This window comes from Streptomyces bugieae, from assembly GCF_036352915.1.
GTDB lineage: Bacteria > Actinomycetota > Actinomycetes > Streptomycetales > Streptomycetaceae > Streptomyces > Streptomyces endophytica.
The window spans coordinates 1-26,037 of the sequence record NZ_JAZBJP010000017.1; the positions used below are offsets into that span (position 1 = coordinate 1).

General features: G+C 71.6%; 22 protein-coding genes, 4 pseudogenes and 1 riboswitch. Of the genes and pseudogenes, 12 read left to right on the forward strand and 14 right to left on the reverse strand.

Annotation, left to right across the window (positions count from 1 at the left end):
* Positions 1-302: 302 nt before the first annotated feature.
* Positions 303-527, reverse strand: a complete 225-nt coding sequence (locus V2J85_RS23810) for a hypothetical protein (RefSeq protein ID WP_330822663.1) — start codon at positions 525-527, stop codon at positions 303-305.
* Positions 528-918: 391 nt separating this feature from the next.
* On the opposite strand from V2J85_RS23810, the gene V2J85_RS23815 reads away from it, so the two are divergent.
* Positions 919-2,994 (forward strand): HelD family protein, encoded by a 2,076-nt coding sequence (locus tag V2J85_RS23815; protein ID WP_261956196.1) that lies wholly within the window; start codon positions 919-921, stop codon positions 2,992-2,994.
* Positions 2,995-3,070: 76 nt separating this feature from the next.
* On the opposite strand, the gene V2J85_RS23820 is transcribed toward V2J85_RS23815, so the two are convergent.
* Complete coding sequence (locus tag V2J85_RS23820; protein WP_330822664.1) at positions 3,071-3,451, reverse strand: ArsR/SmtB family transcription factor; 381 nt, start codon at positions 3,449-3,451, stop codon at positions 3,071-3,073.
* A 189-nt stretch (positions 3,452-3,640) separates the two neighbouring features.
* On the opposite strand from V2J85_RS23820, the gene V2J85_RS23825 reads away from it, so the two are divergent.
* Entirely contained in the window at positions 3,641-4,909 is a 1,269-nt protein-coding gene (locus V2J85_RS23825; protein ID WP_330822665.1) for an MFS transporter, read from the forward strand.
* A 168-nt stretch (positions 4,910-5,077) separates the two neighbouring features.
* Here V2J85_RS23825 and V2J85_RS23830 read toward each other — a convergent pair whose 3' ends face one another.
* Positions 5,078-5,806, reverse strand: coding sequence for a copper homeostasis protein CutC (locus V2J85_RS23830; RefSeq protein ID WP_330822666.1), 729 nt, complete (start codon positions 5,804-5,806; stop codon positions 5,078-5,080).
* 118 nt (positions 5,807-5,924) lie between these two features.
* On the opposite strand from V2J85_RS23830, the gene V2J85_RS23835 reads away from it, so the two are divergent.
* Both V2J85_RS23835 and V2J85_RS23840 read left to right on the forward strand, forming a co-directional pair.
* Positions 5,925-6,632 (forward strand): HD domain-containing protein, encoded by a 708-nt coding sequence (locus V2J85_RS23835; protein ID WP_330822667.1) that lies wholly within the window; start codon positions 5,925-5,927, stop codon positions 6,630-6,632.
* A gap of 141 nt (positions 6,633-6,773) precedes the next feature.
* Entirely contained in the window at positions 6,774-8,099 is a 1,326-nt protein-coding gene (locus tag V2J85_RS23840; protein WP_330822668.1) for a Cmx/CmrA family chloramphenicol efflux MFS transporter, read from the forward strand.
* Positions 8,100-8,305: 206 nt separating this feature from the next.
* Here V2J85_RS23840 and V2J85_RS23845 read toward each other — a convergent pair whose 3' ends face one another.
* Positions 8,306-8,581, reverse strand: coding sequence for a DUF4031 domain-containing protein (locus tag V2J85_RS23845; RefSeq protein WP_030810488.1), 276 nt, complete (start codon positions 8,579-8,581; stop codon positions 8,306-8,308).
* Between the two features lie 8 nt (positions 8,582-8,589).
* Complete coding sequence (locus V2J85_RS23850; RefSeq protein WP_261956202.1) at positions 8,590-8,952, reverse strand: hypothetical protein; 363 nt, start codon at positions 8,950-8,952, stop codon at positions 8,590-8,592.
* 132 nt (positions 8,953-9,084) lie between these two features.
* Between V2J85_RS23850 and V2J85_RS23855 the strand changes: the two genes are divergently transcribed.
* The 3 genes from V2J85_RS23855 to V2J85_RS23865 are packed head-to-tail and all read left to right on the forward strand — an operon-like array spanning position 9,085 to position 12,733.
* Positions 9,085-10,017, forward strand: a complete 933-nt coding sequence (locus V2J85_RS23855) for a MurR/RpiR family transcriptional regulator (RefSeq protein WP_030810494.1) — start codon at positions 9,085-9,087, stop codon at positions 10,015-10,017.
* Between the two features lie 56 nt (positions 10,018-10,073).
* Complete coding sequence (gene murQ, locus V2J85_RS23860; protein WP_261956203.1) at positions 10,074-11,021, forward strand: N-acetylmuramic acid 6-phosphate etherase; 948 nt, start codon at positions 10,074-10,076, stop codon at positions 11,019-11,021.
* Between the two features lie 38 nt (positions 11,022-11,059).
* A complete protein-coding gene (locus tag V2J85_RS23865) occupies positions 11,060-12,733 on the forward strand; it encodes a PTS transporter subunit EIIC (protein ID WP_330822669.1) in 1,674 nt (557 codons plus the stop codon).
* On the opposite strand, the gene V2J85_RS23870 is transcribed toward V2J85_RS23865, so the two are convergent.
* The 6 genes from V2J85_RS23870 to thrC all read right to left on the reverse strand — a co-directional run bounded on the left by V2J85_RS23870 (position 12,730) and on the right by thrC (position 18,753).
* A complete protein-coding gene (locus V2J85_RS23870) occupies positions 12,730-13,008 on the reverse strand; it encodes a hypothetical protein (protein WP_330822670.1) in 279 nt (92 codons plus the stop codon). The genes V2J85_RS23865 and V2J85_RS23870 overlap by 4 nt on opposite strands.
* Positions 13,009-13,365: 357 nt before the next feature.
* Entirely contained in the window at positions 13,366-14,064 is a 699-nt protein-coding gene (locus tag V2J85_RS23875) for a DUF998 domain-containing protein (protein ID WP_330822671.1), read from the reverse strand.
* A gap of 417 nt (positions 14,065-14,481) precedes the next feature.
* A complete protein-coding gene (groL, locus tag V2J85_RS23880; protein ID WP_030810521.1) occupies positions 14,482-16,104 on the reverse strand; it encodes a chaperonin GroEL in 1,623 nt (540 codons plus the stop codon).
* Positions 16,105-16,424: 320 nt separating this feature from the next.
* Positions 16,425-16,628 (reverse strand): cold-shock protein, encoded by a 204-nt coding sequence (locus V2J85_RS23885; RefSeq protein WP_003986833.1) that lies wholly within the window; start codon positions 16,626-16,628, stop codon positions 16,425-16,427.
* A gap of 499 nt (positions 16,629-17,127) precedes the next feature.
* Positions 17,128-17,406: a MoaD/ThiS family protein gene (locus V2J85_RS23890; protein ID WP_261956207.1), complete on the reverse strand. Its 279-nt coding sequence runs from the start codon at positions 17,404-17,406 to the stop codon at positions 17,128-17,130.
* A 54-nt stretch (positions 17,407-17,460) separates the two neighbouring features.
* Positions 17,461-18,753, reverse strand: a complete 1,293-nt coding sequence (gene thrC, locus V2J85_RS23895; protein WP_261956208.1) for a threonine synthase — start codon at positions 18,751-18,753, stop codon at positions 17,461-17,463.
* A gap of 17 nt (positions 18,754-18,770) precedes the next feature.
* A riboswitch (SAM riboswitch) is annotated at positions 18,771-18,915 on the reverse strand.
* Between the two features lie 186 nt (positions 18,916-19,101).
* Here thrC and V2J85_RS23900 point away from each other — a divergent pair.
* From V2J85_RS23900 to V2J85_RS23915, 4 genes and pseudogenes are all read left to right on the forward strand, one after another.
* Positions 19,102-20,064 (forward strand): glucosyl-3-phosphoglycerate synthase, encoded by a 963-nt coding sequence (locus V2J85_RS23900; RefSeq protein ID WP_330822672.1) that lies wholly within the window; start codon positions 19,102-19,104, stop codon positions 20,062-20,064.
* A gap of 47 nt (positions 20,065-20,111) precedes the next feature.
* A complete protein-coding gene (locus V2J85_RS23905; protein ID WP_330822673.1) occupies positions 20,112-21,554 on the forward strand; it encodes an alpha,alpha-trehalose-phosphate synthase (UDP-forming) in 1,443 nt (480 codons plus the stop codon).
* A 117-nt stretch (positions 21,555-21,671) separates the two neighbouring features.
* Positions 21,672-22,358, forward strand: coding sequence for a hypothetical protein (locus tag V2J85_RS23910; RefSeq protein WP_261956211.1), 687 nt, complete (start codon positions 21,672-21,674; stop codon positions 22,356-22,358).
* A 154-nt stretch (positions 22,359-22,512) separates the two neighbouring features.
* Positions 22,513-22,734, forward strand: a pseudogene (locus tag V2J85_RS23915) (leucine zipper domain-containing protein); the annotation flags it as partial.
* Here V2J85_RS23915 and V2J85_RS23920 read toward each other — a convergent pair.
* The 3 genes and pseudogenes from V2J85_RS23920 to V2J85_RS23930 form a co-directional block, all read right to left on the reverse strand.
* Positions 22,696-23,190: pseudogene (locus tag V2J85_RS23920) on the reverse strand (IS701 family transposase); the annotation flags it as partial. The pseudogenes V2J85_RS23915 and V2J85_RS23920 overlap by 39 nt on opposite strands.
* 23 nt (positions 23,191-23,213) lie before the next feature.
* A complete protein-coding gene (locus tag V2J85_RS23925) occupies positions 23,214-24,854 on the reverse strand; it encodes an ISAzo13 family transposase (RefSeq protein WP_419836826.1) in 1,641 nt (546 codons plus the stop codon).
* An 85-nt stretch (positions 24,855-24,939) separates the two neighbouring features.
* Positions 24,940-25,311: pseudogene (locus V2J85_RS23930) on the reverse strand (transposase); the annotation flags it as partial.
* Positions 25,312-25,313: 2 nt separating this feature from the next.
* Between V2J85_RS23930 and V2J85_RS41405 the strand changes: the two are divergent.
* Positions 25,314-25,918, forward strand: a pseudogene (locus tag V2J85_RS41405) (IS701 family transposase); the annotation flags it as partial.
* Between the last annotated feature and the right edge of the window lie 119 nt (positions 25,919-26,037).

Here is a 26,037-nt window from a genome sequence, read left to right on the forward strand (position 1 = left end):
GGTGGGGGTGGGGGTGGTAGGGCTTGGGTTGGGGGTAGGGGGCGGGGTTTCGTCGGTTCTGGTTCGGGGGCCCCTCCCCCACCCCCGCCCCTCCCCCTTCGTTTCGGTCTCTTCGCTCCCCGTCCGCGTACCGTCGGCGGAAGACACCCCGTTGACCCCTCTCGTCGCCTCGCCTCGCTGAGCGCGCACTCCGCGCCGACGCTAGTCGATCGGGACCGGCAGGCCGTAACGGTTTCCGGTCATCCGGATGTCGCCACGGCGTCCACCAGGACCAGCCCCGGCCGCGGCTCGGCCCACGGGGCTCAGCCCTCGGCCCGGCGGCCGTCCGCGTACTCGCCGAGGACGGCGACGCTGAAGGCCGCGGCGGCGAAGACCCTTATCGCGCGAAGGGCGTTGCCCACGGGGTGTCGGCGCCCGGGAGCCGAGGCGGCGCCGGGGGCCGGGGCGCCCTTGGCCGGGTGGAGAGGGGCGGAGGCGAGGGAGGAGAAGGACGGGACGGATGCGGGTGGAATCGTTGCGCTGGTCATGGGTCCATGATGAATTTCACGCGATTGCCGCACATCGGTCCACGGGTCGATCCTCGGCGGGGCCGGCGTCAGCCTCCAGACCCACTCCAACCCCTACGGGAGACCCACAGTTGTAGGGGTCGTCAACCCGGAGTACGGCGCGGACCGCCCGCGGCCCCGGCCTCGCCCCGACCCCGCCGATAATTCGTTGGCGCCGCCATCCACCCCTGACTACAATCGCGCGTCTTCCTGCCTCCCGCCGAGGAGTGCCGCCGACCGGTCGGAAACCGGCCGGCCTCCGCTTCACGCCGCTGACCCGCGCATCGCATGACCTGCGCTACGCACCGACACCGGCCCGCCGCGCCCGCGACCATGGCGCGTCCGCCGCAGTACCGCCACCGGAGGCAACGCCGTGCCCTCGCACGCCCACGACCTGTCCGACGACGAGCCCCTCCAGCGCGAACGCGCCCATCTCGCCGCTTCCCGCGCCGCGCTCCGCGCCATGCGCGCCGACGCCGAGGCGCTGAACATCGCGGACGTCACCGCGAACTGGGTCAACGCCGAGGTGCTCCAGGGCGAGATCGAAGCCCGGATCAAGGCGCTCGCCGATCTCTCCCACACCCCGTTGTTCTTCGGCCGCCTCGACTACCTCCACGCCCCGGGCCTCGACCTCGCCGAGGGGGCGGACGGGGAGAACTTCTACATCGGCCGGCGGCACGTCCACGACGCCGACGGTGACCCGATGGTCATCGACTGGCGCGCGCCCGTCTCCCAGCCGTTCTACCGGGCCTCCAAGAAGGACCCGATGGACCTCAGGCTGCGCCGCCGCTTCGGTTACACCGGCGGCGAGTTGACCGCCTACGAGGACGAGCACCTCACCGACCCGGCAGAACTGGAGCGGACCAGCCGGCTCCTGCAGTCGGAGATCGAGCGGCCGCGCGTCGGCCCGATGCGGGACATCGTCGCGACGATCCAGCCCGAGCAGGACGAGATCGTGCGCGCCGGCATCGCCGGTTCGGTGTGTGTGCAGGGGGCGCCGGGCACCGGAAAGACGGCGGTCGGTCTGCACCGGGTGGCGTATCTGCTGTACGCGCACCGCGAGCGGCTGGCGCGGGCGGGCACCCTCGTCATCGGGCCGAACCGTTCCTTCCTGCAGTACATCGAGCAGGTGCTGCCGGCGCTGGGCGAGCTGGAGGTCAAGCAGGCCACGGTCGACGACCTGGTGGGGCACGTCGAGGTGCGCGGTACGGACGAGGCGGCCGCGGCGACGGTCAAGGGCGATGCGCGGCTGGCGGAGGTCCTGCGGCGGGCCGTCCGCTCGCACATCACGCTGCCGCAGGAGCCCTGCGTGGTGGTCCGCGGCTCCCGCCGCTGGCGCGTACCGGCGTACGAACTGCAGGAGATCGTGCAGGAGTTGATGGCGCGCGACATCCGTTACGGCGCGGCCCGCGAGGCGCTTCCGCAGCGGATCGCGCACGCCGTCCTGGTGCGGATGGAGCAGGCCGGGGAGGCGCCGGACGACCGGGTGCAGAACGCGGTGGCCCGGAACGCGGCCGTGAAGGCCGTGGTCAAGGAGGTCTGGCCGCCGGTCGATCCGGCGAAGCTGGTGCTGCGGCTGCTGGGCGACGCCGAGTTCCTCGCCGAGCAGGCCGAGGGGATCCTGTCGCCCGAGGAGCAGAAGACGATCCTGTGGGCCAAACCGGCGCGCAGTGTGAAGAGCGCCAAGTGGTCGGCGGCGGATGCGGTGTTGATCGACGAGGCGACGGACCTGGTGGAGCGCACGCATTCGCTCGGCCATGTGGTGCTGGACGAGGCGCAGGACCTCTCCCCGATGCAGTACCGGGCGGTCGGGCGGCGCTGCACGACGGGTTCGGCGACGATCCTCGGCGACATCGCCCAGGGGACGACGCCGTGGGCGACCGACACCTGGGAGGAGGCGCTGGCCCATCTGGGCAAGCCGGGGGCGGCGGTCGAGGAGCTCACGCAGGGCTTCCGGGTGCCGCGCGAGGTGATCGGGTACGCGTCCCGGCTGCTGCCGGCGATCGCGCCGGATCTGACGGAGGCGACCTCGATCCGTGAGTCGGCGGGCGATTTCGCGATCCGCCGGGTCGAGGTCGGGGAGCTGACCGCGGCGACCCTCGCGGCCTGCGACGATGCGCTGACGAAGGAGGGCTCGATCGGTCTGATCGCGGCGGAGGCCCGTATTCCGGAGCTGCGTGCGGCCCTGGAGGCGGCCGGGGTGACCGTGCTGGCCCCGGGTGAGGAGACCTCGGCGGGGTCCCGGCTGACGCTGGTGCCGGCCACGCTCGCCAAGGGTCTGGAGTACGACTACGTGGTGCTGGACGAGCCGGCCGCGATCGTCGACGGTGAACCGGACGAGCGGACCGGCCTGCGTCGCCTGTACGTCTGCCTGACCCGCCCGGTCTCCGGCCTGACGGTGGTCCATGCGGCGCCGCTGCCGGAGCAGCTGACGGACGGGCCGGCCTGAGCCCGCCCGGTGGCCGGCCCGGCGGCGATCCGCGGGGCCGGCCTCCGCAGTACCGACGATCCCCCGCGCCTCCCGGTCAGGCCCCGTCGCCGCCCGACCCCAACAGGTCCTCCCCCTCGACGGAGTTGAGCAGCGCGTCCAGGAGGCCGGGGAAGCGCGCGTCGAGGTCGGCGCGGCGTAGTTGCACATAGCGGTTGCGGCCGACGACCGAGGTGGAGGTGATCCCGGCCTCGCGCATGGTCCGCATGTGGTGCGAGACGGTCGACTTGTGCAGATGGCCGAGGCCCAGCCGTTCCGACGAGCAGTCGTACTGCTGCCCGCTCGCGTAGATCCGCAGCAGATGCAGCCGGGTCGGGTCCCCGAGCGCATGCAGCACCTTCACCAGCTGGATGTCCGCGGTCTCCGGCTGCGCCAGCAGCGCGCCGTCACCGCCGTCCGTACCGACGCCACTCTCCACGGCCGTCCGGCCTCCTTCCGTCGCTCGCTCACGCCCCACTGTATTTCCCCGCGGAAACTGTTTGACATCCACCAAACAATCCATATTGTTTGACGTACATCAAACACACACCGCACCCGCGTCCCAACGAGGTGCGGCTGCTGCGTAGTTGCGCCTCACCCGTCCCCGCTCGTACCGGGAAGGACACCCGTGCGTCTCCGCCTGCTCCTGCTCGCCCTCGGCACCTTCGCCATGGGCACCGATTCCATGGTGATGGCCGGCATCCTCGGACTGATCGCCCGTGACCTGGGCGTTTCCGTACCGGCCGCCGGCCAGATGGTCACCGTCTTCGCCCTTTCCTACGCCGTGCTCGCCCCCGTGCTCGCCACCGCCGCCGCCCGGTGGCCGCGCCGCCGCGTGCTGCTGACCGCGCTCACCGTCTTCACCGCCGCCAACGCGCTGAGCGCCCTGGCGCCCAACTACCCGCTCCTGCTGGCCACTCGGGTGCTGGCCGCGGCCGGCGCCGCCCTGTACACCCCGACCGCCAACGCCGTGGCCACCACGCTCGTACCCGCCGAGCGGCGCGGCCGGGCGCTGGCGACCGTGCTCGGCGGCATGACGGTGGCCACCGCGCTCGGCGTCCCCCTCGGCACCTACATAGGGCGGACGGACTGGCGGCTGACCATGTGGCTGGTGGTCGCACTGGGCGCCGCGGCGTTCCTGGGCCTCGCCCTGCTGCTGCGCGACCTGCCGGCGCCGGCCACCGCGCCCGGCCTGCGCGCCCGCCTCGCACCGCTGCGCAACACCAGCGTGCTGGCCGCCGCGGCCACCACGCTGGTGTTCTTCCTGGCCGTCAACACGGTCTACATCTATCTCGGCACGGCGGTACGCCCCGCCACCGGAGGCGATGCGGGCCGGCTCAGCCTGATCATGCTGGTGTCCGGCCTCGCCTCGATCGCGGGCAGCTGGCTGGGCGGCCGGGCGGTCGACCGGCTGGGCGTCCGGGCCGTGCTGCTGGCCGGTGGCTCACTGGCCGCCCTCGCCTTCCTCGCGCTGCCCTGGATCTCGGCGACGATGCCCGGCGCGCTGGCGTACGCGGCGCTCTCCCCGCTCGCCGGATGGGCGGTCGCGGTGGCGCTGCCGCACCGTCTCGCCTCTCTGGATCCGCGCAGCGCGCCGCTGCTGATCTCCCTCAACAGCAGCGCGCTCTATCTGGGCATGGCCGCCGCGGGCGGCGTCGGCAGTCTCGCCCTCACCGTGCTCGGCGACCGCTGGTTCCCGCTCACCTCGACCGCACTGAGCCTGGTGGCGATCGCCCTGGCGGCGGTCACGACCCGCCGGCGGCCGGCCGGGGCGGCCGGAACGGCCGGCATGACTGGATCGGCCGGCATGACTGGAACGGCCGGCGCGGCCGCGTCCGCTCCGTCCCCCGGTTCCGCCCTCGTATCGGAGGCGGGGGCTCCGGCGGCACGCCCCTGAGGGCCACGCCCGCAAGGGATACACCCCTGAGCGGCACGCCCGCACGGCCGCACGCCCGTAAGAGGCACATCCACGAGGGGCACGCCCGTAAGGGACACGTCCGTAAGGGACACGTCCGCAAGGGGCACGTCCGTAAGGGGCACGTCCGCTCGCCCCGCCCCCCTCCGGTCACCCCAGCGGAACCGGCCGCTCCGCCTCCTGGTCCAGCGCCTCGCGCCACCGCCGTACCGCGGCCGCGTCCACCGGTGCGGACCAGCCGTCGGGGCGGGCGGCGGCGCCGATGTGGAAGGCGTCGAGGCCGGCCGCCCGCAGCGCCGGGACGTGGTCGAGGCCGAGGCCGCCGCCCACCAGGATGCGCGGCGCGTACCCGGGCTCGCCCGCGGCCGTACGGGCCTGCTCGGCCACCAGGACCGCCCGGCCGGCCGCCACGCCCCGGGGATCACCGGCGGTCAGATACGTGTCGAGCCCGGCGCTCGTCATGCCGGCCAGCTCCTTGCGCAGCGCGTCCCGGTCGGCGGCCCGGTCGATGGCCCGGTGGAAGGTCCAGGAGCAGCCGTCGATCACGTCGGCCAGCGCCGTCACCGCGGCGAGGTCCGGCCGCCCGTCCGGGGTCAGGAACCCGAGGACGAACTCCTCGGCCCCCGCCTCCCGCAGGGCCGCCGCCCGGCCGCAGAGCGCCGGGAGATCGCCGGCCGCGAACCCGTCGGCGGACCGCAGCATCACCCGCAGCGGCAGATCGACCGCCGCCCGGATCGCCGCGAAGGTGGCCGTCGCGGGCGTGAGCCCGTCGGCCGCCATGTCGGTGACGAGCTCCAGACGGTCGGCACCGCCTTCCTGGGCGGCGACCGCGTCCTGCGGGCCGAGCGCGATCACCTCCAGGAGCGCGCGCTTGCTCATATGACCCCAATCCTTCGGCGACAAGTGGCGCGGAAGCCCTGCATCCGCACACCACCAACAGGTCTAGTCCAATATTCCCAGCCTACGGGGTCGCCAGGCGCAAGGCACAATGATTCGCATGACGTCCGTGTCCCGTACGGCAGGCAGCACCATCGACCCGGTACCGGAGCTGCGCACACGCTGGGCCGCCACGGTCGCCGCGGCCCGCGGCACGAGGAGGTCCGCCGCGCCCGGAGGCTCCCCGGCCCCCGACCCCGCCCCGTATGCGGAAGACCTGCTCTCCCGTTGGAGCGAACCGCAGCGGCGGTACCACACCGTCGCGCACCTGGCCGCGGTCCTCGACCGGATCGACGAACTCGCCGAGCACGCCGATGACGTACCCGTCGTCCAGTTGGCGGCGTGGTTCCACGACGCGGTCTACCGTCCGGACCGCTCGGAGAACGAGGAGCGCAGCGCGGCCCTGGCCGAGCGGGCCCTGCCCGAACTGGGCGTCGGCGCGGCCCGTACGGCCGAGGTGGCCCGGCTGGTGCGGCTCACCGTCACCCACGACCCGGCGCCCGACGACCCGGACGGCGAGGTCCTGTGTGACGCCGATCTCGCGGTGCTCGCCGGTTCGCCCGACGCGTACGCCGCCTACGCCGCCTCGGTCCGCGACGAGTACGCCTTCGTGCCCGACGCGGACTTCGCGGCCGGCCGCTCCGCCGTCCTGCGCCAACTCCTGGCGCTGCCACGCCTGTTCAGGACCCCTCAGGGCTACGACCGGTGGGAGCACCTGGCCCGCCGCAACCTGGCGACGGAGCTGGACCTGCTGTCCGGCGGCGGCTGACCGGACGGGCGCCGCGGCGCCGGCAGGCTGCCAGTCAGCCGATCACCGACAACGGGCATGCATCGACAACGGGAACGCACCGGTGGCGGGAATGTACCGGTGGCGGGAATGTAAGGCGTCCTATCGCTGTTAGTAGCTGACATGCCAGCTCCCGCACCATCCGACCGTGCCCGTCTGCCCGTCGCCGTCTACGTCCTCGGCCTCTCCGTCTTCGCCCTCGGCACGTCCGAGTTCATGCTGTCCGGGATCCTCCAGCCGCTGGCCCGTGATCTGCGGGTCTCCATTCCGCAGGCCGGGCTCCTGGTGTCCGCCTTCGCGATCGGCATGGTGGTGGGCGCGCCCGTGCTCGCCGCGGCCACCCTCCGCCTGCCGCGCCGTACGACGCTGATCGCGCTGCTCGCGGTCTTCGGCCTCGGCCAGGTGGCGGGCGCGCTGGCCCCGTCGTACGGCGTGCTGTTCGCCTCCCGGGTGGTCAGCGCGCTCGCCTGCGCGGGCTTCTGGGCGGTCGGTGCGGCGGTGGCCGTCTCGCTGGTGCCGGTGACCGCGCGGGCCCGGGCGATGGCCGTGATGGTCGGCGGGCTGAGCATCGCCAACATCGCGGGCGTCCCGGCCGGCGCCCTGCTCGGGCAGCACGCCGGCTGGCGGGCGGCCTTCTGGGCCGTGGCCGGGCTCGCCGCAATTGGGCTGCTGGGTGTCGTCGCGCTGGTGCCGCGGACGAGCGTGCCGACCGGCGACGACCGCCCGCAGCTGCGCCGCGAGCTGACCATCTACAAGGACAAGCAGGTATGGCTGGCGCTGACCGCGACGGCCATGAACGCAGCCGCGGTCTTCGCGCTGTTCTCCTACCTCTCGCCGCTGCTGACCGACACCGCCGGGCTCGCCGAGAGCTGGGTGCCCACGGTGCTGGCGCTGTTCGGCGTCGGCGCGCTGATCGGCACCTTCATCGGCGGCCGGATCGCCGATGCGCATCTCTTCGGGACGCTCTTCGGCGGCATCTCCGCATCCACGGTCGTCCTGGCCGTACTGGCGCTGACCGCCCACAGCCCGGTGGCCGCGATCGCGCTGTCGCTGATGCTCGGGGTGACCGCGTTCACCACGGCCCCGGCCCTGAACGCGCGGATGTTCAACGTGGCGAACGCCGCGCCCACGCTGGCCGGCGCGACCACCACCGCCGCCTTCAACATCGGCAACACCGTCGGCCCCTGGCTCGGCGGCCTGGCCATCGGCGCGGGCTGGGGCTACCCGTCCGTGGCCTGGACCGGTGCGGTGCTGGCCGCGGTCGCGGTCCTCACCACCGCCGTCGCCTTCCGGCTGCACCGCACGACGAACCGCTCGCGACTGATCGCGTCGTCCGGCACGACGGGCACATCCGGCGCGGCGGGCACATCCGGCGCGGCGGGCACGTCCGGCGCGGCGGGCACGGCGGCCGTCACGACGACCGCGCCGGAGACCGCCAAGCGGCTCTAGGCACGGCGAAGCAGCCCTGAGGACAGCGAGGCAGCTCCGGATACCGCAAGGCGACTCCGGAGACCGCGAGAAAACTCCCGACATCTGCGGCAACGGCCCGGCGCACCGGCAGGCGCGCCGGGCCGTTGCCGCAGCGGCTCGCGTCCGTACGGGTCACGTCCGTACGCCTCGCGTCCCTACGGCTCGTGTCCGTACGGGTCACGTCCCTACGGCATGCGCGCCGGCCGGTGCTTGGGCCGGCGCAGGCCGGCGGCCGTCAGCCGGCGCAGCAATTCCTTGCTGCCGACCTCCACGGCCCCGGCGCGCACCGCATCGCCGTACCGCTCGGCCGGCAGGTCGTAGTGGTCGCGCTCGAAGGCGCCCCGGGGCACGCCGATGCGCGCGGCGAAGGCGTGCAACTCGGCGAAGGACACATCGCTGACCAGGTGCGACCACATACGGCCGTGCCCCGGCCAGATCGGCGGGTCTATGTAGATCGCCAACGGCCACCTCAGCCTTCCGCCGGGGCACGGAGCCGGCCGACGCGGGCGACCGCGACCGCCGTCTTGGGGCAGACCCAGTGCGGGTCGGGCCCCAACTCCGGCTCCACATCGAGGGCATGGGGGTCGCCCGACTCCGTACACACCGGGCACAACGGCCAGCGGCCGTACCGCTCCAGGAGGGCGTCCTGGACGTCCTGCGCTATCAGTCCCGCGACGAACGCCGCGCCTTCAGGCCATTGCTCCACCCACCACCGGCGGTGGACGACCGCGTCCTCCACGAGCGAGACGATGTCGGCGTCGGCCACCTCGTCCGCCATCAGGTCGGCGAGCACCAGCGCCCGCGCGGCGTGCAATGCCTGTTCCAGCTCCATGCCCCCCATTGTCTCCCGCGCGCCGGACGCCGCTCGACGTTGTCCACAGGCCCGGCGGCGGAGGCCGTGCGTTGTCCACAGCCCTCACGGAGGGTATTGACGCGACACCGGCGATGAAATTACTTTTCAAGCGTGAGCAGCAGCCTGAAGGAAACTTTCAAGGACGTGGCCGTCGAGACCCGACCGGCCCCGGCCCCACCCGCCCCCGCGGCGCTGGCCGCCAAGGTCCGCACCCTCGCGCCGACGATGACCCGCTCCATGCAGCGGGTCGCCGAGACCGTCGCGAGCGACCCGGCCGGCTGCGCCGCACTGACCGTCACCGGCCTCGCGGAGCGCACCGGCACCAGCGAAGCCACCGTCGTACGCACGTCGAGACTGCTCGGCTATCCGGGCTACCGCGACCTCCGACTGGCGCTCGCCGCGCTCGCCGCGCAGCAGGCGGCCGGCGGCGCGCCCGCGGTGACGGCCGACATAGCGGTCGACGACTCCCTGGTCGACGTCGTCGCCAAGCTGGCCCAGGAGGAGCAGCAGTGCCTGGCCGACACCGCGGCCGCGCTGGACGTCACCCAGCTCGAAGCGGCGGTCGCCGCGCTCGCGTCCGCCCGCCGGATCGATGTGTACGGCATCGGCGCGTCCAACCTCGTCGGCCAGGACCTCGCCCAGAAGCTGCTGCGCATCGGCCTGATCGCGCATGCGCACGCCGACCCCCACCTCGCGGTGACGAACGCCGTGCAGATGCGGACCGGTGACGTCGCCCTCGCGATCACCCACTCCGGCCGCACCACCGACGTCATAGAGCCGCTGCGGGTGGCCTTCGACCACGGCGCGACGACCATCGCCATCACCGGCCGCCCGGACGGCGAGATCGCCGCGTACGCCGACCACATCCTGACCACCTCCACCGCGCGTGAGAGCGAGCTGCGCCCGGCCGCGATGTCCTCCCGGACGAGCCAACTGCTGGTCGTGGACTGCCTGTTCATAGGCGTCGCGCAGCGGACGTACGAGACCGCCGCCCCCGCCCTCTCCGCCTCCTACGAGGCGCTGGCCCACCGCCACCAGCCCTGACCGCCGCCCGCCGCACGGGGGCGGCGTGCGCCCGACCCGGAAAGAGCCGCCGAGCCATGACCTCCACCGCCGACCACCCCCACTACGCCGATCTGCGCGCCGAGTTGGACGGCCTCACCACCGAGGCGTTCCGTCCCGACCTCGCCGAGATCGACCGCCGCGCCACCCTCGACATCGCCCGCACGATGAACGACGAGGACGCCACCGTGCCCGCCGCGGTCGCCCGGCGGCTCCCCGAGATCGCCGCCGCCATCGACGCCACCGCCGCCCGGATGGCCCGTGGCGGCCGGCTGGTCTACGCCGGCGCCGGCACGGCCGGCCGGCTCGGGGTGCTGGACGCCAGCGAATGCCCGCCGACCTTCAACACCGACCCCTCCGAGGTCCTCGGCCTGATCGCCGGCGGCCCGTCCGCGCTGGTCACAGCCGTCGAAGGGGCCGAGGACAGCAAGGAGTTCGCGGCCGAGGACCTGACCGCGATCGGGCTGACCGAACGGGACACCGTCGTCGGCGTCTCGGCCTCCGGCCGCACCCCCTACGCGATCGGCGCGGTCGAGCACGCCCGGGCCCGCGGCGCACTGACCATCGGCCTGTCCTGCAACGCCGGTTCGGCCCTGGCCGCGGCCGCCGAGCACGGCATCGAGATCGTCGTCGGCCCCGAGCTGCTGACCGGCTCGACCCGGCTCAAGGCGGGCACCGCGCAGAAGCTTGTGCTCAACATGCTCTCGACCATCACCATGATCCGGCTGGGCAAGACCTACGGGAACCTGATGGTCGACGTCCGCGCCTCCAACGACAAGCTGCGGGCCCGCTCGCGGCGGATCGTCGCGCTCGCCACCGGCGCCACCGACGCCGAGATCGAGACCGCGCTGGCCATAACGGACGGCGAGGTGAAGAACGCCATCCTCACCCTGCTCGCCGGCGTCGACGGCCCGACCGCCGCCCGCCTCCTCAGCGCCTCCGACGGCCACCTGCGCGCGGCCCTGGAAGCAGCCCGAGCCCGCTGACCCCCGCCCCGGTTCGTCCGCACAGCAAGGCACCGCACATGCCCGAAGACGCCCACCGCGCCACCGCCGCCGCGCTCCTCCCGCTGGTCGGCGGCGCCCCCAACGTCACCTCCGTCGCCCACTGCATGACCCGGCTCCGCCTCGGCATCCGGGACCGCTCCCTGGTCCGGGACGAGGACCTCAAGGCGCTGCCCGCCGTGATGGGAGTGGTCGAGGACGGGTCCACGTACCAGATCGTGCTGGGGCCCGGCGCGGTCGCGCGGGTCGCCCCCGCGTTCGAGAGCCTGCTGGCACAGACCCGCGCCGCGGAACCGGAGACCGCGAAAGCGACAGCCACAGCGACCGCCCAGACCCCGGCCCCGGCCCCTGCCCCGGCCGACGCAGTGCCCGCCGGCACCGCACACCCCGCCACCCCGGCCCCGCCCACCACCGCCGAGCAGCTCGCCGCGCAGGGTGCCGCGCTCAAGGCGCGCCAGAAGGCGCGGAACGCCACCCCGGTCAAGCTGTTCCTGCGCCGGGTGGCGAACATCTTCGTCCCGCTGATCCCCGCGCTGATCGGCTGCGGCATCGTCGCCGGGATCAACGGCCTGCTCACCAACCTCGGCTGGCTGCCGTCCGTCGTCCCCGCCCTGACCGCCATCGCCTCCGGCTTCATGTCGCTGATCGCGGTGTTCGTGGGCTACCACACCGCCAAGGAGTTCGGCGGGACACCGGTGCTCGGCGGTGCGGTCGCCGCGGTCATCGTCTTCCCCGGCGTCACCCACATCACCGCCTTCGGCCGGCACCTCTCCCCGGGCCAGGGCGGCGTCCTGGGCGCACTGGCCGCCGCGCTGCTCGCCGTCCAGGTGGAGAAGCACTGCCGCAGAAGAATCCCCGAGGCACTCGACGTCCTCCTCACCCCCACCCTGACCGTCCTGATCACCGGCCTGGTCACGCTCTTCGGCCTGATGTACGTCGCCGGTGAGGCCGCCACCGCCTTCGGGTCCTTCGCCACCTGGCTGCTCGCGCACGGCGGCGCGGCGGCCGGCTTCCTGCTGGGCGGGCTCTTCCTCCCCCTCGTCATGCTGGGCCTCCATCAGGCCCTCATCCCGCTGCACACCACCCTCATCCAGCAGCAGGGCTACACCGTCCTGCTGCCGATCCTCGCCATGGCAGGCGCGGGCCAGGTCGGCGCCGCCCTCGCCGTCTACGTCCGCCTCCCCCGCAACCGCTCGGTCCGTACGACCATCAAGTCGGCCCTGCCCGCGGGCTTCCTGGGCGTCGGCGAGCCGCTGATCTACGGCGTATCGCTCCCCCTCGGGCGGCCCTTCGTCACCGCCTGTCTCGGCGGCGCGTTCGGCGGCGGGTTCATCGGCCTGTTCCACCAGCTCGGCGACACCGTCGGCGCCACCGCCATCGGCCCTTCCGGCTGGGCACTGTTCCCCCTGGTCCAGGGCAACCACGGCATCGTCACCACGCTCGCCGTCTACGCGATGGGGCTGGCCGTCGGCTATCTGACCGGCTTCCTGGCGACGTACTTCTTCGGCTTCAGCAAGCAGATGCGCACCGACCTCAACGCCCCACCGCACACGCCGCATACGCCGCATACGCCGCATACGCAAGCAACGACGGAAACGCCGGCCCCGGCGGAAACGGCGGAAACGGCGACGGCGACCCACGCCGCGCCGCCCTCCGTCGCCCGGGCACCGGCCGGGAGCCAGGGCGCCGCCTAGGCCTCCGACCCCTCGTGCTCGCGGGTGGACACCGCCTCGACGTGGCCGCAGAACGCGCAGACCCAGACGGGCCCTTCGGTGTCCCGCTGCTGCCACATCGTGCGGCGGCAGCGGGGGCAGCCCGTCGTGCCGATTCCGTCCGCACCCATCAGCGGCGGCTCGGGGGTCGCGTCGGCATAGGCGATGATCTGCTTGCGCAGCCGGTCGTCCGTGGTGTTGGCCATTTGGAGCAGGCGCACCACACGGGAACGGACTTCTTCGACAAACTCGGTCATCGTCGGAGCAGCGTACGCGTCCGGCGGGCGGCCATCGATCGGTTCGGTCAAATACCCGGACCTCCGGACACCCGCCACCCTCGAACGGGTGGGGACGCCCCCTGCGGTTGACGCCCGGCACCATCCGCCACCCGCCGCCCGCCCGTCCGGTCCAGCACGCCAGCACGCCAGCACGCCAGCACGCCAGCACGCCAGCACGCCGCCGAACTGCGGCGCACCCGCCGTCGATACGTCCGCCGCCGACGGGGAGAGGAAGAGAAAGAGGCAGAGAAAGAGGCAGAGGAAGCGGAAGCCGTCGCCCTACCCGTTGATGCCGCGATGCCCGAGTGGCTCTCCCCCGAGTCGTGTGACGACCCCTCAGGGAGTGTGCACGGGCGCCGGGATCTCCGCAGGGGCTGTCGCGGACGCCCGGGCCGCCGCGGCCGACCGGCGCGATTCGGCGGCCAGCAGCGCGAACCACACGCCCACCAGCACCAGATGGACGCGCTGCGGGACGCCGTGCCAGCCGGGCCGGCCGAACAGCGGGCCCACGGTGCACACGGCGGCCGGCAGGGCCAGCGCCAGCACCCGCGGCCCCCAGCGGCGGATCAGCCGCCGGTGCGGGCGCTCGACCACGGCGGCGCGACTGAGCAGCGCCATCGACGCGAAGAGGAAGAAGTGGGCCAGGGCGCTGGTGGCCGTGTGCCAGGGGTGCACGGCCTCGCACCCGGGCTCCAGTGAGGGCGCGCAGCGCATCGGCAGTGCCACGTCGGCCAGCGACGACAACCCCATTCCGGCCAGCGCCACCCACCCGGCACGGGACCAGCCGCCCGCCGCCGGGCCGTACGCCAGCAGCGCCCCCAGGACGACGAGGGCGGCGCAGACGCACTCGATGCCGCCGAAGAGACCGCGCAGCGGCTGGTCGGCGGCGTACAGCTCACTGACGTACGAGTGCCGGGGATCGAGGCCGGTCGGCAGCACGAACTCCAGCAGCCAGCCGTTGTAGAGCACGGCGGCCACGGCGAGCAGCCGGGCCGCCCAGGTGTCCCGGCGGCCCGGATCGCCGGACCGGCCCACACCCCGTTGCGTCAGCTCCCCTGCCCGCCGCGGACGCACCGCCCGGTCATCGCCTCGCGCCCGTCCCGCCGGCAGGTTCGGGTTCCGCTCTTGCCCGGACATGATCAGTCGCCGCCCGCATCGGACCTGAGCAGACCCCTACGCACCCTGGCTCGCACGAACACTCCTTCGTTTGCGATCACAGGGGGCGCGGCCACCCCGAGACCCTCGACCGTGACTGTCCATAGCCGATTCGGTGCACAGCGTAACCATCATGCCGTCCTCGCCTCGGGAGGCTCAGGGCACGACGGCGGGCCGGGGGAAAAACGCCGCCGGGGCGGCACCCCCTGGGAGGAGGGTGCCGCCCCGGCGTTCAGGACGGGTGATCCGGGAGGATCAGCGTTCTGGTCCAGCGGGCCGGAGGTCCGGCGCGGTGGATCAGAAGTCCATGTCACCGCCCGGCATGCCGCCCGGAGCGGCCGCGGCGGCCTTCTCCGGCTTGTCGGCGATGACGGCCTCGGTGGTGAGGAAGAGCGCCGCGATGGAGGCGGCGTTCTGCAGCGCGGAGCGGGTGACCTTGGCCGGGTCGATGATGCCCTCGGCGACCATGTCGACGTACTCGCCGGTGGCGGCGTTCAGACCGTGGCCGACGGCCAGGTTGCGCACCTTCTCCACCACGACGCCGCCCTCGAGGCCGGCGTTGACCGAGATCTGCTTCAGCGGGGCCTCCAGGGCCAGCTTCACAGCCGCGGCACCGGTGGCCTCGTCACCCTCGAGCTCGATCTTCTCGAAGACCGAGGATGCCTGCAGCAGGGCCACGCCACCGCCGGCGACGATGCCCTCCTCGACGGCCGCCTTCGCGTTGCGGACGGCGTCCTCGATGCGGTGCTTGCGCTCCTTGAGCTCGACCTCGGTGGCGGCACCGGCCTTGATGACGGCCACGCCGCCGGCCAGCTTCGCCAGACGCTCCTGGAGCTTCTCGCGGTCGTAGTCCGAGTCGCTGTTCTCGATCTCGGCGCGGATCTGGTTGACGCGGCCCTGGACCTGCTCGCTGTCACCGGCACCGTCGACGATGGTGGTCTCGTCCTTGGTGATGACGACCTTGCGGGCGCGGCCGAGCAGGTCGAGACCGGCGTTCTCCAGCTTGAGGCCGACCTCCTCGGAGATGACGGTGCCACCGGTGAGGATGGCGATGTCGCCGAGCATGGCCTTGCGGCGGTCACCGAAGCCCGGGGCCTTGACGGCGACGGACTTGAAGGTGCCACGGATCTTGTTGACGACCAGGGTCGACAGGGCCTCGCCCTCGACGTCCTCGGCGATGATCAGCAGCGGCTTGCCGGACTGCATGACCTTCTCCAGGAGCGGCAGCAGGTCCTTCACGTTGCCGATCTTGGAGTTGACGATGAGGATGTACGGGTCGTCGAGCGACGCCTCCATACGCTCCATGTCGGTGGCGAAGTACGCCGAGATGTAGCCCTTGTCGAAGCGCATACCCTCGGTGAGCTCCAGCTCCAGACCGAAGGTCTGGGACTCCTCGACGGTGATGACGCCTTCCTTGCCGACCTTGTCCATGGCCTCGGCGATCAGCTCGCCGATCTGGGTGTCGGCGGCGGAGATGGAGGCGGTGGAGGCGATCTGCTCCTTGGTCTCCACGTCCTTGGCCTGCTCCAGCAGGGCGGCGGAGACGGCCTCGACGGCCTTCTCGATACCGCGCTTCAGGGCCATCGGGTTGGCACCGGCGGCGACGTTGCGCAGGCCCTCGCGGACCAGGGCCTGGGCCAGGACGGTCGCGGTCGTCGTGCCGTCACCGGCGACGTCGTCCGTCTTCTTCGCGACCTCCTTGACCAGCTCGGCGCCGATCTTCTCGTACGGGTCCTCGAGCTCGATCTCCTTGGCGATGGACACACCATCGTTGGTGATCGTGGGGGCGCCCCACTTCTTCTCGAGGACGACGTTGCGGCCCTTGGGGCCGAGGGTGACCTTGACGGCGTCGGCGAGCTGGTTCATCCCGCGCTCGAGACCGCGCCGTGCCTCCTCGTCGAACGCGATGATCTTGGCCATGTGAAGTGGTCCTCCCGGACTGGGGTGGATTGCTCCGGACCGCGCTGGCGCCCGCGACGGACGACCTGCAGACCTGCTGTGGTTCCTTGCCCCACCCGGCCCGCGGGCCTCACCGACCCGGTCCTTCATTGTCACTCTCACTCGGAGAGTGCTAACGCCAATGATTAGCACTCGGGGCATGCGAGTGCAAGCCGCCCGGGGGCCCGATCCGCCCATCGAGGGGGCAGTCGGAGGCCCGTCCGTCCGTCGAAGCGCACGGCAGAAGGCCCGTACCCCCTTCAGGGGTACGGGCCTTCACAACGCAGCAGTCGGTCGGCGCCTCAGCCGGCCACCCGGACCATGTCCGCCTGCGGCCCCTTCTGGCCCTGCGAGATCTCGAACTCGACCCGCTGGCCCTCCTCAAGGGTGCGGTAGCCGTCCATCTGGATCGCGCTGTAGTGGACGAATACATCCGCACCACCGTCGACCGCGATGAAGCCGTACCCCTTCTCCGCGTTGAACCACTTGACGGTGCCCTGAGCCATGCCTAACTCCCCTATTACTGGCCCTTGCGCAGGACCGCACTCCGCGGACCCGGGTCAGACCTCACCCCGCGAAAGGCCCGTGGGGTGTGCGCCGGAACGCGTCGACCGCCGCTGAATGTATCTGGACCGATGCCCAGCGCAACAGGTCAATCGGACGAGAATTCTGGCGCCGGAGAATCGGCTATATGCGGCGAAATCGCGATTCTCCCGGGCAAGCCGGGCCGGGCATAGACGTGCCTAACCGACAAATGCCGCACACACTTTGAGCACAACTCAGCACGGATTCTTATGCGCTCGGCATACCCGGGGACATATACAGCGAGGAGATCGCCACAATGCTATCCCCTTTCACGAAACGGAATTGCCCCGTCCGATTTCGATGGACGGGGCAATTCCGGTCAAGCGGGGGGAGAGATGGCGCAAATCCACGCCTGTTCGATCACCATCCGGACGGTGCCGCGCGCCAGGAAGGGACACGCGGCCGGGCCCGGACGGAAGGTCAGCAGCCTCCGGCGACCGCGGGGATGATCGAGACGCCCGCGCCGTCCGGCGTCGGCGTCTCCAGGCCCTGCTCGAAGCGGACGTCGTCGTCGTTGACGTAGACGTTCACGAAGCGGCGCAGCTTGCCGGCGTCGTCGAGCACACGGGCCGCGATGCCCTGGTGGTTCTTCTCCAGGTCGGCGATCACCGCGGAGAGGGTCGCGCCCTCGGCGGTGACCTCGGCCTCGCCGCCGGTGTACGTGCGGAGGATGGTGGGGATGCGGACCTTGACGCTCATGGTTCTGCCTTCCGGACGGGGATTACGGAGTACGGGTTCGGAAACGGCGCGGGCTCAGCCGGCCAGGCCGGCCGCGCGGAACGCATCCAGGTTCGGACGGATCGTGGCCGTGGGCCCGGTGGTCGGCGCGACCGCGTCCAGCGTCTTCAGACCGTCACCCGTATTGAGGACAACGGTGGTCAGCGCCGGGTCGAGCACACCCTCCTCGATGAGCTTCTTGGTCACGCCGACGGTCACGCCGCCCGCGGTCTCCGCGAAGATGCCCTCCGTCCGGGCCAGCAGCTTGATCGCGTCCACGACCTGCTCGTCGTTGACGTCCTCCACCGCACCGCCCGTCCGGCGCGCGATGTCCAGCACGTACGGGCCGTCCGCCGGGTTGCCGATCGCCAGCGACTTGGCGATGGTGTTCGGCTTCTGCGGGCGCACGACGTCGTGCCCGGCCTTGAAGGCCGTCGACACCGGCGAGCAGCCCTCCGCCTGGGCGCCGAAGATCTTGTACGGCTTGTCCTCGACCAGCCCGAGGGCGATCAGCTCCTTGAGGCCCTTGTCGATCTTCGTCAGCTGGGAGCCGGACGCGATCGGGATGACGATCTGGTCCGGCAGCCGCCAGCCGAGCTGCTCGCAGATCTCGTAGGCCAGCGTCTTGGAACCCTCGCCGTAGTACGGCCGCAGGTTGACGTTGACGAAGCCCCAGCCCTCGCCGAGCGGGTCGCCGATGAGCTCCGAGCAGAAGCGGTTGACGTCGTCGTAGTTGCCCTCGATGCCGACCAGGTCACCGCCGTAGACCGCGGCCATGACGACCTTGCCGGCCTCCAGGTCGTGCGGGATGAAGACGCAGGACTTGAAGCCCGCGCGGCGCGCCGCGGCGCCGACCGCGCCGGCGAGGTTGCCGGTCGAGGAGCAGGACAGGGTCGTGAAGCCGAAGGCGCGGGCGGCCTCGACGGCGATCGCGACGACGCGGTCCTTGAAGGAGTGGGTCGGGTTGCCGGAGTCGTCCTTGACGTACAGGCCGCCGGTGACGCCGAGCTCGGCGGCGAGCCGGTCGGCCTTGACGAGCTTGGTGAAGCCGGGGTTGAGGTTCGGCTTCTCGGCCACGTCGGTGGGGACCGGGAGCAGCGGGGCGTAGCGCCAGATGTTGTCCGGGCCGGCCTCGATCTGCTTCCTCAGAGCCTCGGGGTCGCCGCTCGGCAGGTCGTAGGCGACTTCGAGCGGCCCGAAACAGCTGGCGCAGGCGAAGATCGGACCGAGATCGAAGCGCTCACCGCACTCCCGGCAGGACAGCGCGACGGCGGGGCCCAGGGCGACGGGGGTCGTGTTTGCGGCGGTTTCGGTGACTTGCACAGCCATGGAGGCGAGGCCCTTTCTCCTCATCTTCCTCGCGGCGCATCTCGTCGCGAGACGGATTTGGCACCTTCCCTAGCCGGGAGCCTCGCGCGCTGTACGCGGAGACCGACTGGAGGGTTGCCGGGGCTTCAACGGGCCGTATCCCTCTGCCCCTCTGGATGAGCGGTATGGCGCTGGGCCGAAACCCAGGCGTTTGTCGCGTGGCGACCCCGACATGCGAGGGTCATCCGCGTTGTTCAAGACTGTAACCGAAGGCACTGACAGTTGAGATAGTCGTCCGAACCGCGAGATGGATCACACAATGGATCACATAGCGACCGCTGCACCGGCGGCCACCGAGGAGTCGTAGACGTGCTGGAAGAGGTGGAGCGCTGGCTGCGCAGCCGCTCCTGGTCGGCTGCCGATCGCCCATTGGAGCAGCTGCTGGCGGCCAAGCGTCAGTCGGGCCGTACGGTCAGTGTCGTCCTGCCCGCGCTGGACGAGGAGGCCACGGTCGGCACGATCGTGGCGACGATCCGTGCCGAGCTGATGACCGAGGCCGTCCCGCTGGTCGACGAGCTGGTGGTGCTGGATTCCGGGTCCACCGACCGGACGGCCGAGGTCGCGGCGGCGGCCGGCGCCAAGGTCGTCCACCGCGACGCGGTCCTGCCGCGGATCCCCGCCGTCCCCGGCAAGGGCGAGGTGCTGTGGCGCTCGCTCCTCGCGACCACCGGCGACATCATCTGCTTCGTCGACGCCGACCTGCGCGAGTTCTCCGCGACCTTCGTCTCCGGGATCGTCGGCCCGCTGCTGACCGATCCGGACCTGCAGTTCGTCAAGGCGATGTACGACCGCCCGCTGGAGGCCGGAGCCGAGGGCGCGGGGCCGGGCCAGGGCGGCCGGGTCACCGAACTCGTCGCCCGTCCGCTGCTCAACCTGCACTGGCCGCAGCTGGCCGGTTTCGTCCAGCCGCTGGGCGGCGAGTACGCGGCGCGCCGCGCCCTGCTGGAGCGGCTGCCCTTCCCGGTCGGCTACGGCGTCGAGCTCGGCCTGCTCGTCGACGCACTGCACACGGTCGGCCTGGACGCCCTCGCCCAGGTGGACGTCGGCGTACGCAGGCACCGCCATCAGGACGGCCAGGCCCTCGGCCGGATGGCCGCCGCGATCTACCGCACCGCCCAACTCCGCCTGGCCCGCGGCCACTTGGTACGGCCCCGGCTCACCCAGTTCGACCGCGGTGAGGCGGGTTTCGTGCCCCGCACCACGGACGTGGACACCGAGGAACGGCCACCCATGGCCGACATCCCGGAATACGCGGCCAGGCGGGCGGCCTGACCCGCGTCGCACGTTTGCACGGATCTGTCACTGGTTAATCTCGCGACATGGTCTCCGAGCGCAGTGTGGTGCACGCAGGTGCCGAGGTTCTCGTCGCGTCCAACCGCGGACCGGTCTCGTACGCCCTGGGCGAGGACGGGGCGCTGACCGCGAAGCGGGGCGGGGGCGGGCTGGTGTCGGGGCTGTCGTCGATCGGGCCCGAGACCGACGCGGTCTGGGTGTGTGCCGCGCTCGGTGAGGGCGACCGGGAGGCGGTGCGGCGGACCGGGGACGCGCTGGACCCGGCCGACACCGGCGGACAGCGCGTCCGGATGCTGGACATCCCGTCTCATGTGCACGCCGACGCCTACAACGGCATCGCCAATTCGGTGCTGTGGTTCGTCCACCACATGCTCTACCAGACGCCGCTGGAGCCGGTCTTCGACGCGGAGTTCCGGCGGCAGTGGGGGGCGTACGAGGCGTACAACCACGCCTTCGCCAAGGCGCTCGCCGACGAGGCGGGCCCCCACGCGGCGGTACTGGTGCAGGACTACCACCTGGCGCTGGTGCCGGGGATGCTGCGGGCGCTGCGGCCGGACCTGCGGATCGCGCACTTCTCGCACACCCCCTGGGCGCCGCCGGAGTACTTCCGGATGCTGCCGGACGGCATCGCCGAGCAGCTGCTGCGCGGGATGACGGGCGCCGACCAGCTGGGGTTCCTGACGCACCGCTGGGCGGACGCGTTCCGCGCGTGCTGCGCCGAGGTGCTGGGCGGCACCGGCGGCGCCCGGCTCGGGGTGTACGGCCTGGGGGCGGACGCCGGGTTCCTGCGGGAGCGGTCGCGGCGGGCGGACGTGGACGAGCGGCTGGCGGCGCTGCGCGAGCAGATCGGCACCGGTCCGGACGGGGCGGCGCGCCGGAGCATCGTGCGGGTGGACCGCACGGAGCTGTCGAAGAACATCGTGCGCGGGCTGCGGGCGTACCGGGAGCTGCTGGTGGACCGGCCGGAGTGGCGGGAGCGGGTGGTGCACGTGGCCTTCGCGTACCCCTCGCGGCAGGACCTGGCGGTGTACCGGGAGTACACCGCACAGGTGGGGCGGCTGGCCGAGGAGATCAACGCCGAGTTCGGCACGGCGGGCTGGCGGCCGGTGGTGCTGCACGTGAAGGACGACTTCGCGCGGTCGCTGGCGGCGTACCGGCTGGCGGACGTGGCGCTGGTCAATCCGATCCGGGACGGGATGAACCTCGTCGCGAAGGAGATCCCGGTGGTGTCCGAGGAGGGCTGCGTGCTGGTGCTGTCGCGGGAGGCCGGTGCCCACGAGGAGTTGGGGGCCGCGGCGCTGACGGTCAATCCGTACGACGTGAGCGGCACGGCGCGGGCGCTGCACGAGGCGCTGTCGATGAAGGCCGGGGAGCGGGCGGAGCGCACCGAGCGGCTGGCCGCGGCGGCGACCGCGCTGCCGCCGGCCCGCTGGTTCATGGACCAGTTGCGGGCGTTGCAGGCGGGGTGAGCGGGGGCGGCGCGGGGCGCGGTCGGACGGCGGTGTCCGGGCCCGCGCCACGAACTGTTCGGGTCCGCGCCACCGGGGCGCGGGCTGTTCCGGCCCGCGGCGGGGTAGTTCTTGTCCATGCCGAACTCCGCGCGGGCCCTGCCGCTTTCCGTCCGTACGTCCACGTTGGCGGCCGTCGCCGTGCTGGCCCTCGCGGCCGGCGGGTGTTCGTCCGGCCGGACCCACTCCGACGCCAAGGGGGGTTCGGGCCCTTCGGGGACGCCGTCCCCCGCCTCGCCCTCGGGGGCGATAGCCGTGGGGCCCGGCCCCCAGGGTGCGTACACCGTGCAGCGGCAGCCCGCCGCCGGTAGCTGCCACGTCCGCCACACCGCCGACAAGCAGCCGCTGCCGGACCCGACGTGCACGCCGGGCGCGACGAACCCCAAGGTGACCCCGGCGACCCTCAAGTCGACGATCTGCCGGAGCGGCTACACCAAGGACATCCGGCCCCCGGTGAACATCACCGGCCGCGAGAAGAAGGCCAACGCCGCGTCGTACGGCTACCGGGGCCCGCTGCACGACGCCGAGTACGACCACCTCATCAGCCTCCAGCTGGGCGGCGACCCCAACGATCCGCGCAACCTCTGGGTCGAGCCGCCGTCGCCGGGGCACCGGCCGGGCGCCGGTCCCAACAACCCCAAGGACGTGGTGGAGAACCGCCTCAAGGCCGCGATCTGCTCGGGCAAGGCCGACCTGACGAAGGCTCAGCAGGCCATCGCGAGGGACTGGACGACGGCGGAGGCGGTACTGGGCCTGAAGAGGTAGCACCACCGGCCGCCTCGGGGCGTGGTGCCCGGGGGTCCTGGGGGCTCCCCTAGGTGTATTGATCACGAGCGTTGTTAACAGCCGCTCGGCTTGATCAATGGCGAAGACCTCCGATGTGGTGGAGGTGTCTACGCTTCGCCACACGGAGGTCTTCGTGTCCCACCGTAATGCCCGGCTGACCGTTCACGGCAGGCGGCTGCTGGTCGAACGGGTCCGCTGCGGACGGCCCGTGGCCCACGTCGCCGCCGAAATGGGCATATCGCGGCCCACAGCCCACAAGTGGATGCGACGGTGGCTGGCAGAAGGCGACGCCGGCCTGCAAGACCGCTCCAGTCGACCGCACAGGACCCCACACCGCACCGCGCCTGACGTCGAAGAGGGCGGCGCGGGCCCAGTGATAGATCCGCTGGCCGTGGGCGCCGGCTCCCGCCGAGAGCGGTTTCCAGGCCTGCTTCGGGCGGGTGGCGATCAGCTCGTCGACCCGGTACTCCCAGCCGTCGAGACCGGTCACCGTGTCGTTGACCTTGGTGGCCACCACATAAGCCACCTCCCGCTCTTCCAGCCAGGACCGAAAATGGCGGACTTGTCCGTAGGCCTCGTCGGTGGTGACCCAGGCGAAGGGCACGGCCGCGTCCAGGGCGCGTTGCAGCATCCACTTCAGGTGCTCGATCTTCGTGGCGAAGGGCACCTCGTCGCCGATCTTGGCCGCCCGGCACCGGGCGCGGTCGTCCGTCCAGGAGGCGGGCAGATACAGCTCGCGGTCGATCAACGCCCGCCCCCGGGTGGAGGCATAGGCCAAGAACGTGCCGACCTGGCAGTTCTCCCTGCGTCCGGGGGCTTGTGCCTAAATAACTGTCAGAGTTGATCTGTGCAGGTGTCGTCGCATGACGGTAGGCGGGCTTGTAGTTGGGCGAGGGTGCGGGCCGGGGTTCCGGGTAGCGGGGTGACCGCGACGCGGTGCAGGTCCAGGAGACGGTGGCCGTCTTGGAACTGGTTGGACAGGTTGGTGCGGCCGACATTCAGGAGCTGGGCCAGAAGTGTGCTGGTGACGGCTCTGCGGCGGCGTAACAAGGCAGTCAGTAGGCGGTGGTAGTGGTCGAGGCTGCTGGTCTGCGGGTGGAGGTAGCTGCGCGGGCGGTGGAAGCGTCGTTGGAATGCCGCCTCGGCCAAGGCGTCCCAGTACGGTTCCGAGATGGCGACCAGGTGGTCGAAGGCGGCGCGTGACATGCCGGTCAGGGCTGGCTCGGTGAGCATCGCGGTCAGGGCGGGATCGATTTGTCGTCGGCTCGGTGCCGGCTCGGGGTGCCGGGGTGCGACCGGTGCCAGGGTGTAGTTCCAGTCGCCGTGGAAGGCGTGGGGTGTGATTGGCAGGGCATGGAACTCGGCGGGTGGGACTGTGGCGCCCAGGGCATATCGGCCGGTGTCGAGTTCGGCTCCGATTCTGAGCCCGGTGCGAGTGGTCGTGGCGGCGATGGTCTCGATAACGACCTGGTAGCTGGTCAGGGGCCTGCCACGCCAGTTCGCGGTGATGTGGCAGAACATCCGGTGTTCGATCTTGTTCCATTTCGACGTTCCGGGTGGGAAGTGGCAGACCGTGATCTCCAGTCCGCTTTCCAGGGCGAAGACGGCGAGGTGCTTCTTCCATGTCCAGCGGCGGGGGTCGTTGGAACCACCGCAGTCGGCGGTGATCAGCAGCCTGTCGGCATCCGGGTGGTCCTTCCGTCCGCGCTGCCGCCACCAGCGGCGGATGGATTCCACCGCGAACTCGCCCGTGTCGTGGTCGGTCCCGACGTTGACCCAGCCGGTGTTGCGAGCGATGTCGTAGATCCCGTACGGGATGACCACGGGCTGGTCACTGGTGGTGAAGGTGTGGCAGTCCACACGGATGGGGTTCTTGCCCGGCCGCCAGACGCGTCCGGGCCGGTCGCGGTTGCCAAGCCACTCCTTGGCCTTGGTATCCACGCTGATCACCGGCTGGTTGCCTTCGAGGAAGGCCTCGGCGGTGGCGTTGATGTGGGTGAACTGAGCATCCCGGTCCGGATGACTGGCGCCTTCCGTGGTCTTGGCGGTGCCCTGCAGGCTGTATCCCAGGGTGTGCAGCAGGCGTCCAACGGTCGTCGCGCTGACCGGGTGGCCCTGAGTGGTCAGAGCTGAGACCAAAGACCGCAGTGAGAGCGTGGTCCAGCGCAACGGCGAGACCGGATCGCCCCGGGTGTGCGGCTCGATCAGGGCTTCAAGCGCCGGCAGCAGACCGGGATCGGTGACCGTCACCGGCTTACGGCCGGCTCCTGGAGCCCGGATCCGCCCGGCCGGCAAAGGGCGCCCGGACAGCTCGGATATCCCACGTGCGATGGTGGCCGCACTGGCGCCAGAAGCGGCGGCCACCAGCGTGATCCCGCCGTGACCAAGCGCGGCGGCCTCGCTGGCCAGGTAGATCCGCCGACGCCGCTCATCGAGATGGGGAAGGAACTGATCGAACTTCGCCCTCAAAGCCACAACTGAAGCCCGAGCGGCCGTACCCGCAGTCACACCTCATTGTCCCGCCAACGCCCATGCACCGAGCGGTAATTGAAATACAGGCCCCGGCCGTGCCCAAGTACTGCCGCTGGACACCGGCCGACGTCGTGCCCTTCTTGAGGAAGCCGGTGTCGTCCACGACCAGCACACCGTCCGGACAGCCGAGTTGGTCGGCGATGTACTGCTGCATATCGTCCCGGAGAGCATCGGCGTCCCAGGATGCATCGTTGAGCAGATGCTGGAAGCCGGCCGGTCCACGGTGACCTGCATACTCAGCCAGGTGCCAGCCGTTCCTCCGCTCCACCGGGGCCAGCAGGCCCCGCAGGTGGTCCCGCATCCGCCACCGCAGATCCACTCGCGAGAACCGGCCGGCCACCCGTCCGAACATCGACTCCAGCTCGGCCGCCCACAGACCGGCCTCATCCACCCCCACCATCCCTGGAGGAAGCCGGTGTCGGCTACCTCCTGGCCGTGCCGAAGTCCCCGCAACTGCACGCTCCCTTCGGACGGATCGACCAGGCCATCGCCGATGCTCCCGACGAAGCATGGGAACGACGATCCTGCGGTGACGGCGCCAAGAGTCCGCGGGTCTATAGCTGGGCTGTCGCCCGCCTGCCGGCCATCGACGCCTTCGACGGCCACACACCCACGCACCAGCGGTGGATGCTGGCCAGCCGCAGCCTGACCAGGACCGATGAGATCGCCTACTACCTCGCCTACGCGCCCAGCGGCACCACGGTCACGGGTCTGCTCCGGGGCGCCGGATCCCGCTGGCCAATCGAGGAAGCCTTCCAGGCCGCCAAGAACGAGTGTGGCTTGGACCAGTACGAGGTCCGCCGCTATCCGCGTTGGTATCAGCCCATCCCCTGGCCATGCTCGCCCACGCTTTCCTGGCCGTCCTGGCAGCCCAGACCACCGAAAAGGGGGCAGCAGAAACGACACCACCAGCACCATCCCCATCACCGTGGCAGAGGTCCGGCGACTCCTGGACGTTCTCCTTCCCCGCCCCAGACCCGACGATGACCCCATCGTCCACGCATTGAACTGGTCCCACTGGCGCAGACGCCACCAAGCCACCGCCCGGCACTGCCACTACCGAAGAAGAACCAGCTCAGGCAACGATTTCATCTCCGACCTGCTTCACTTCACAAAGTCCACAGTC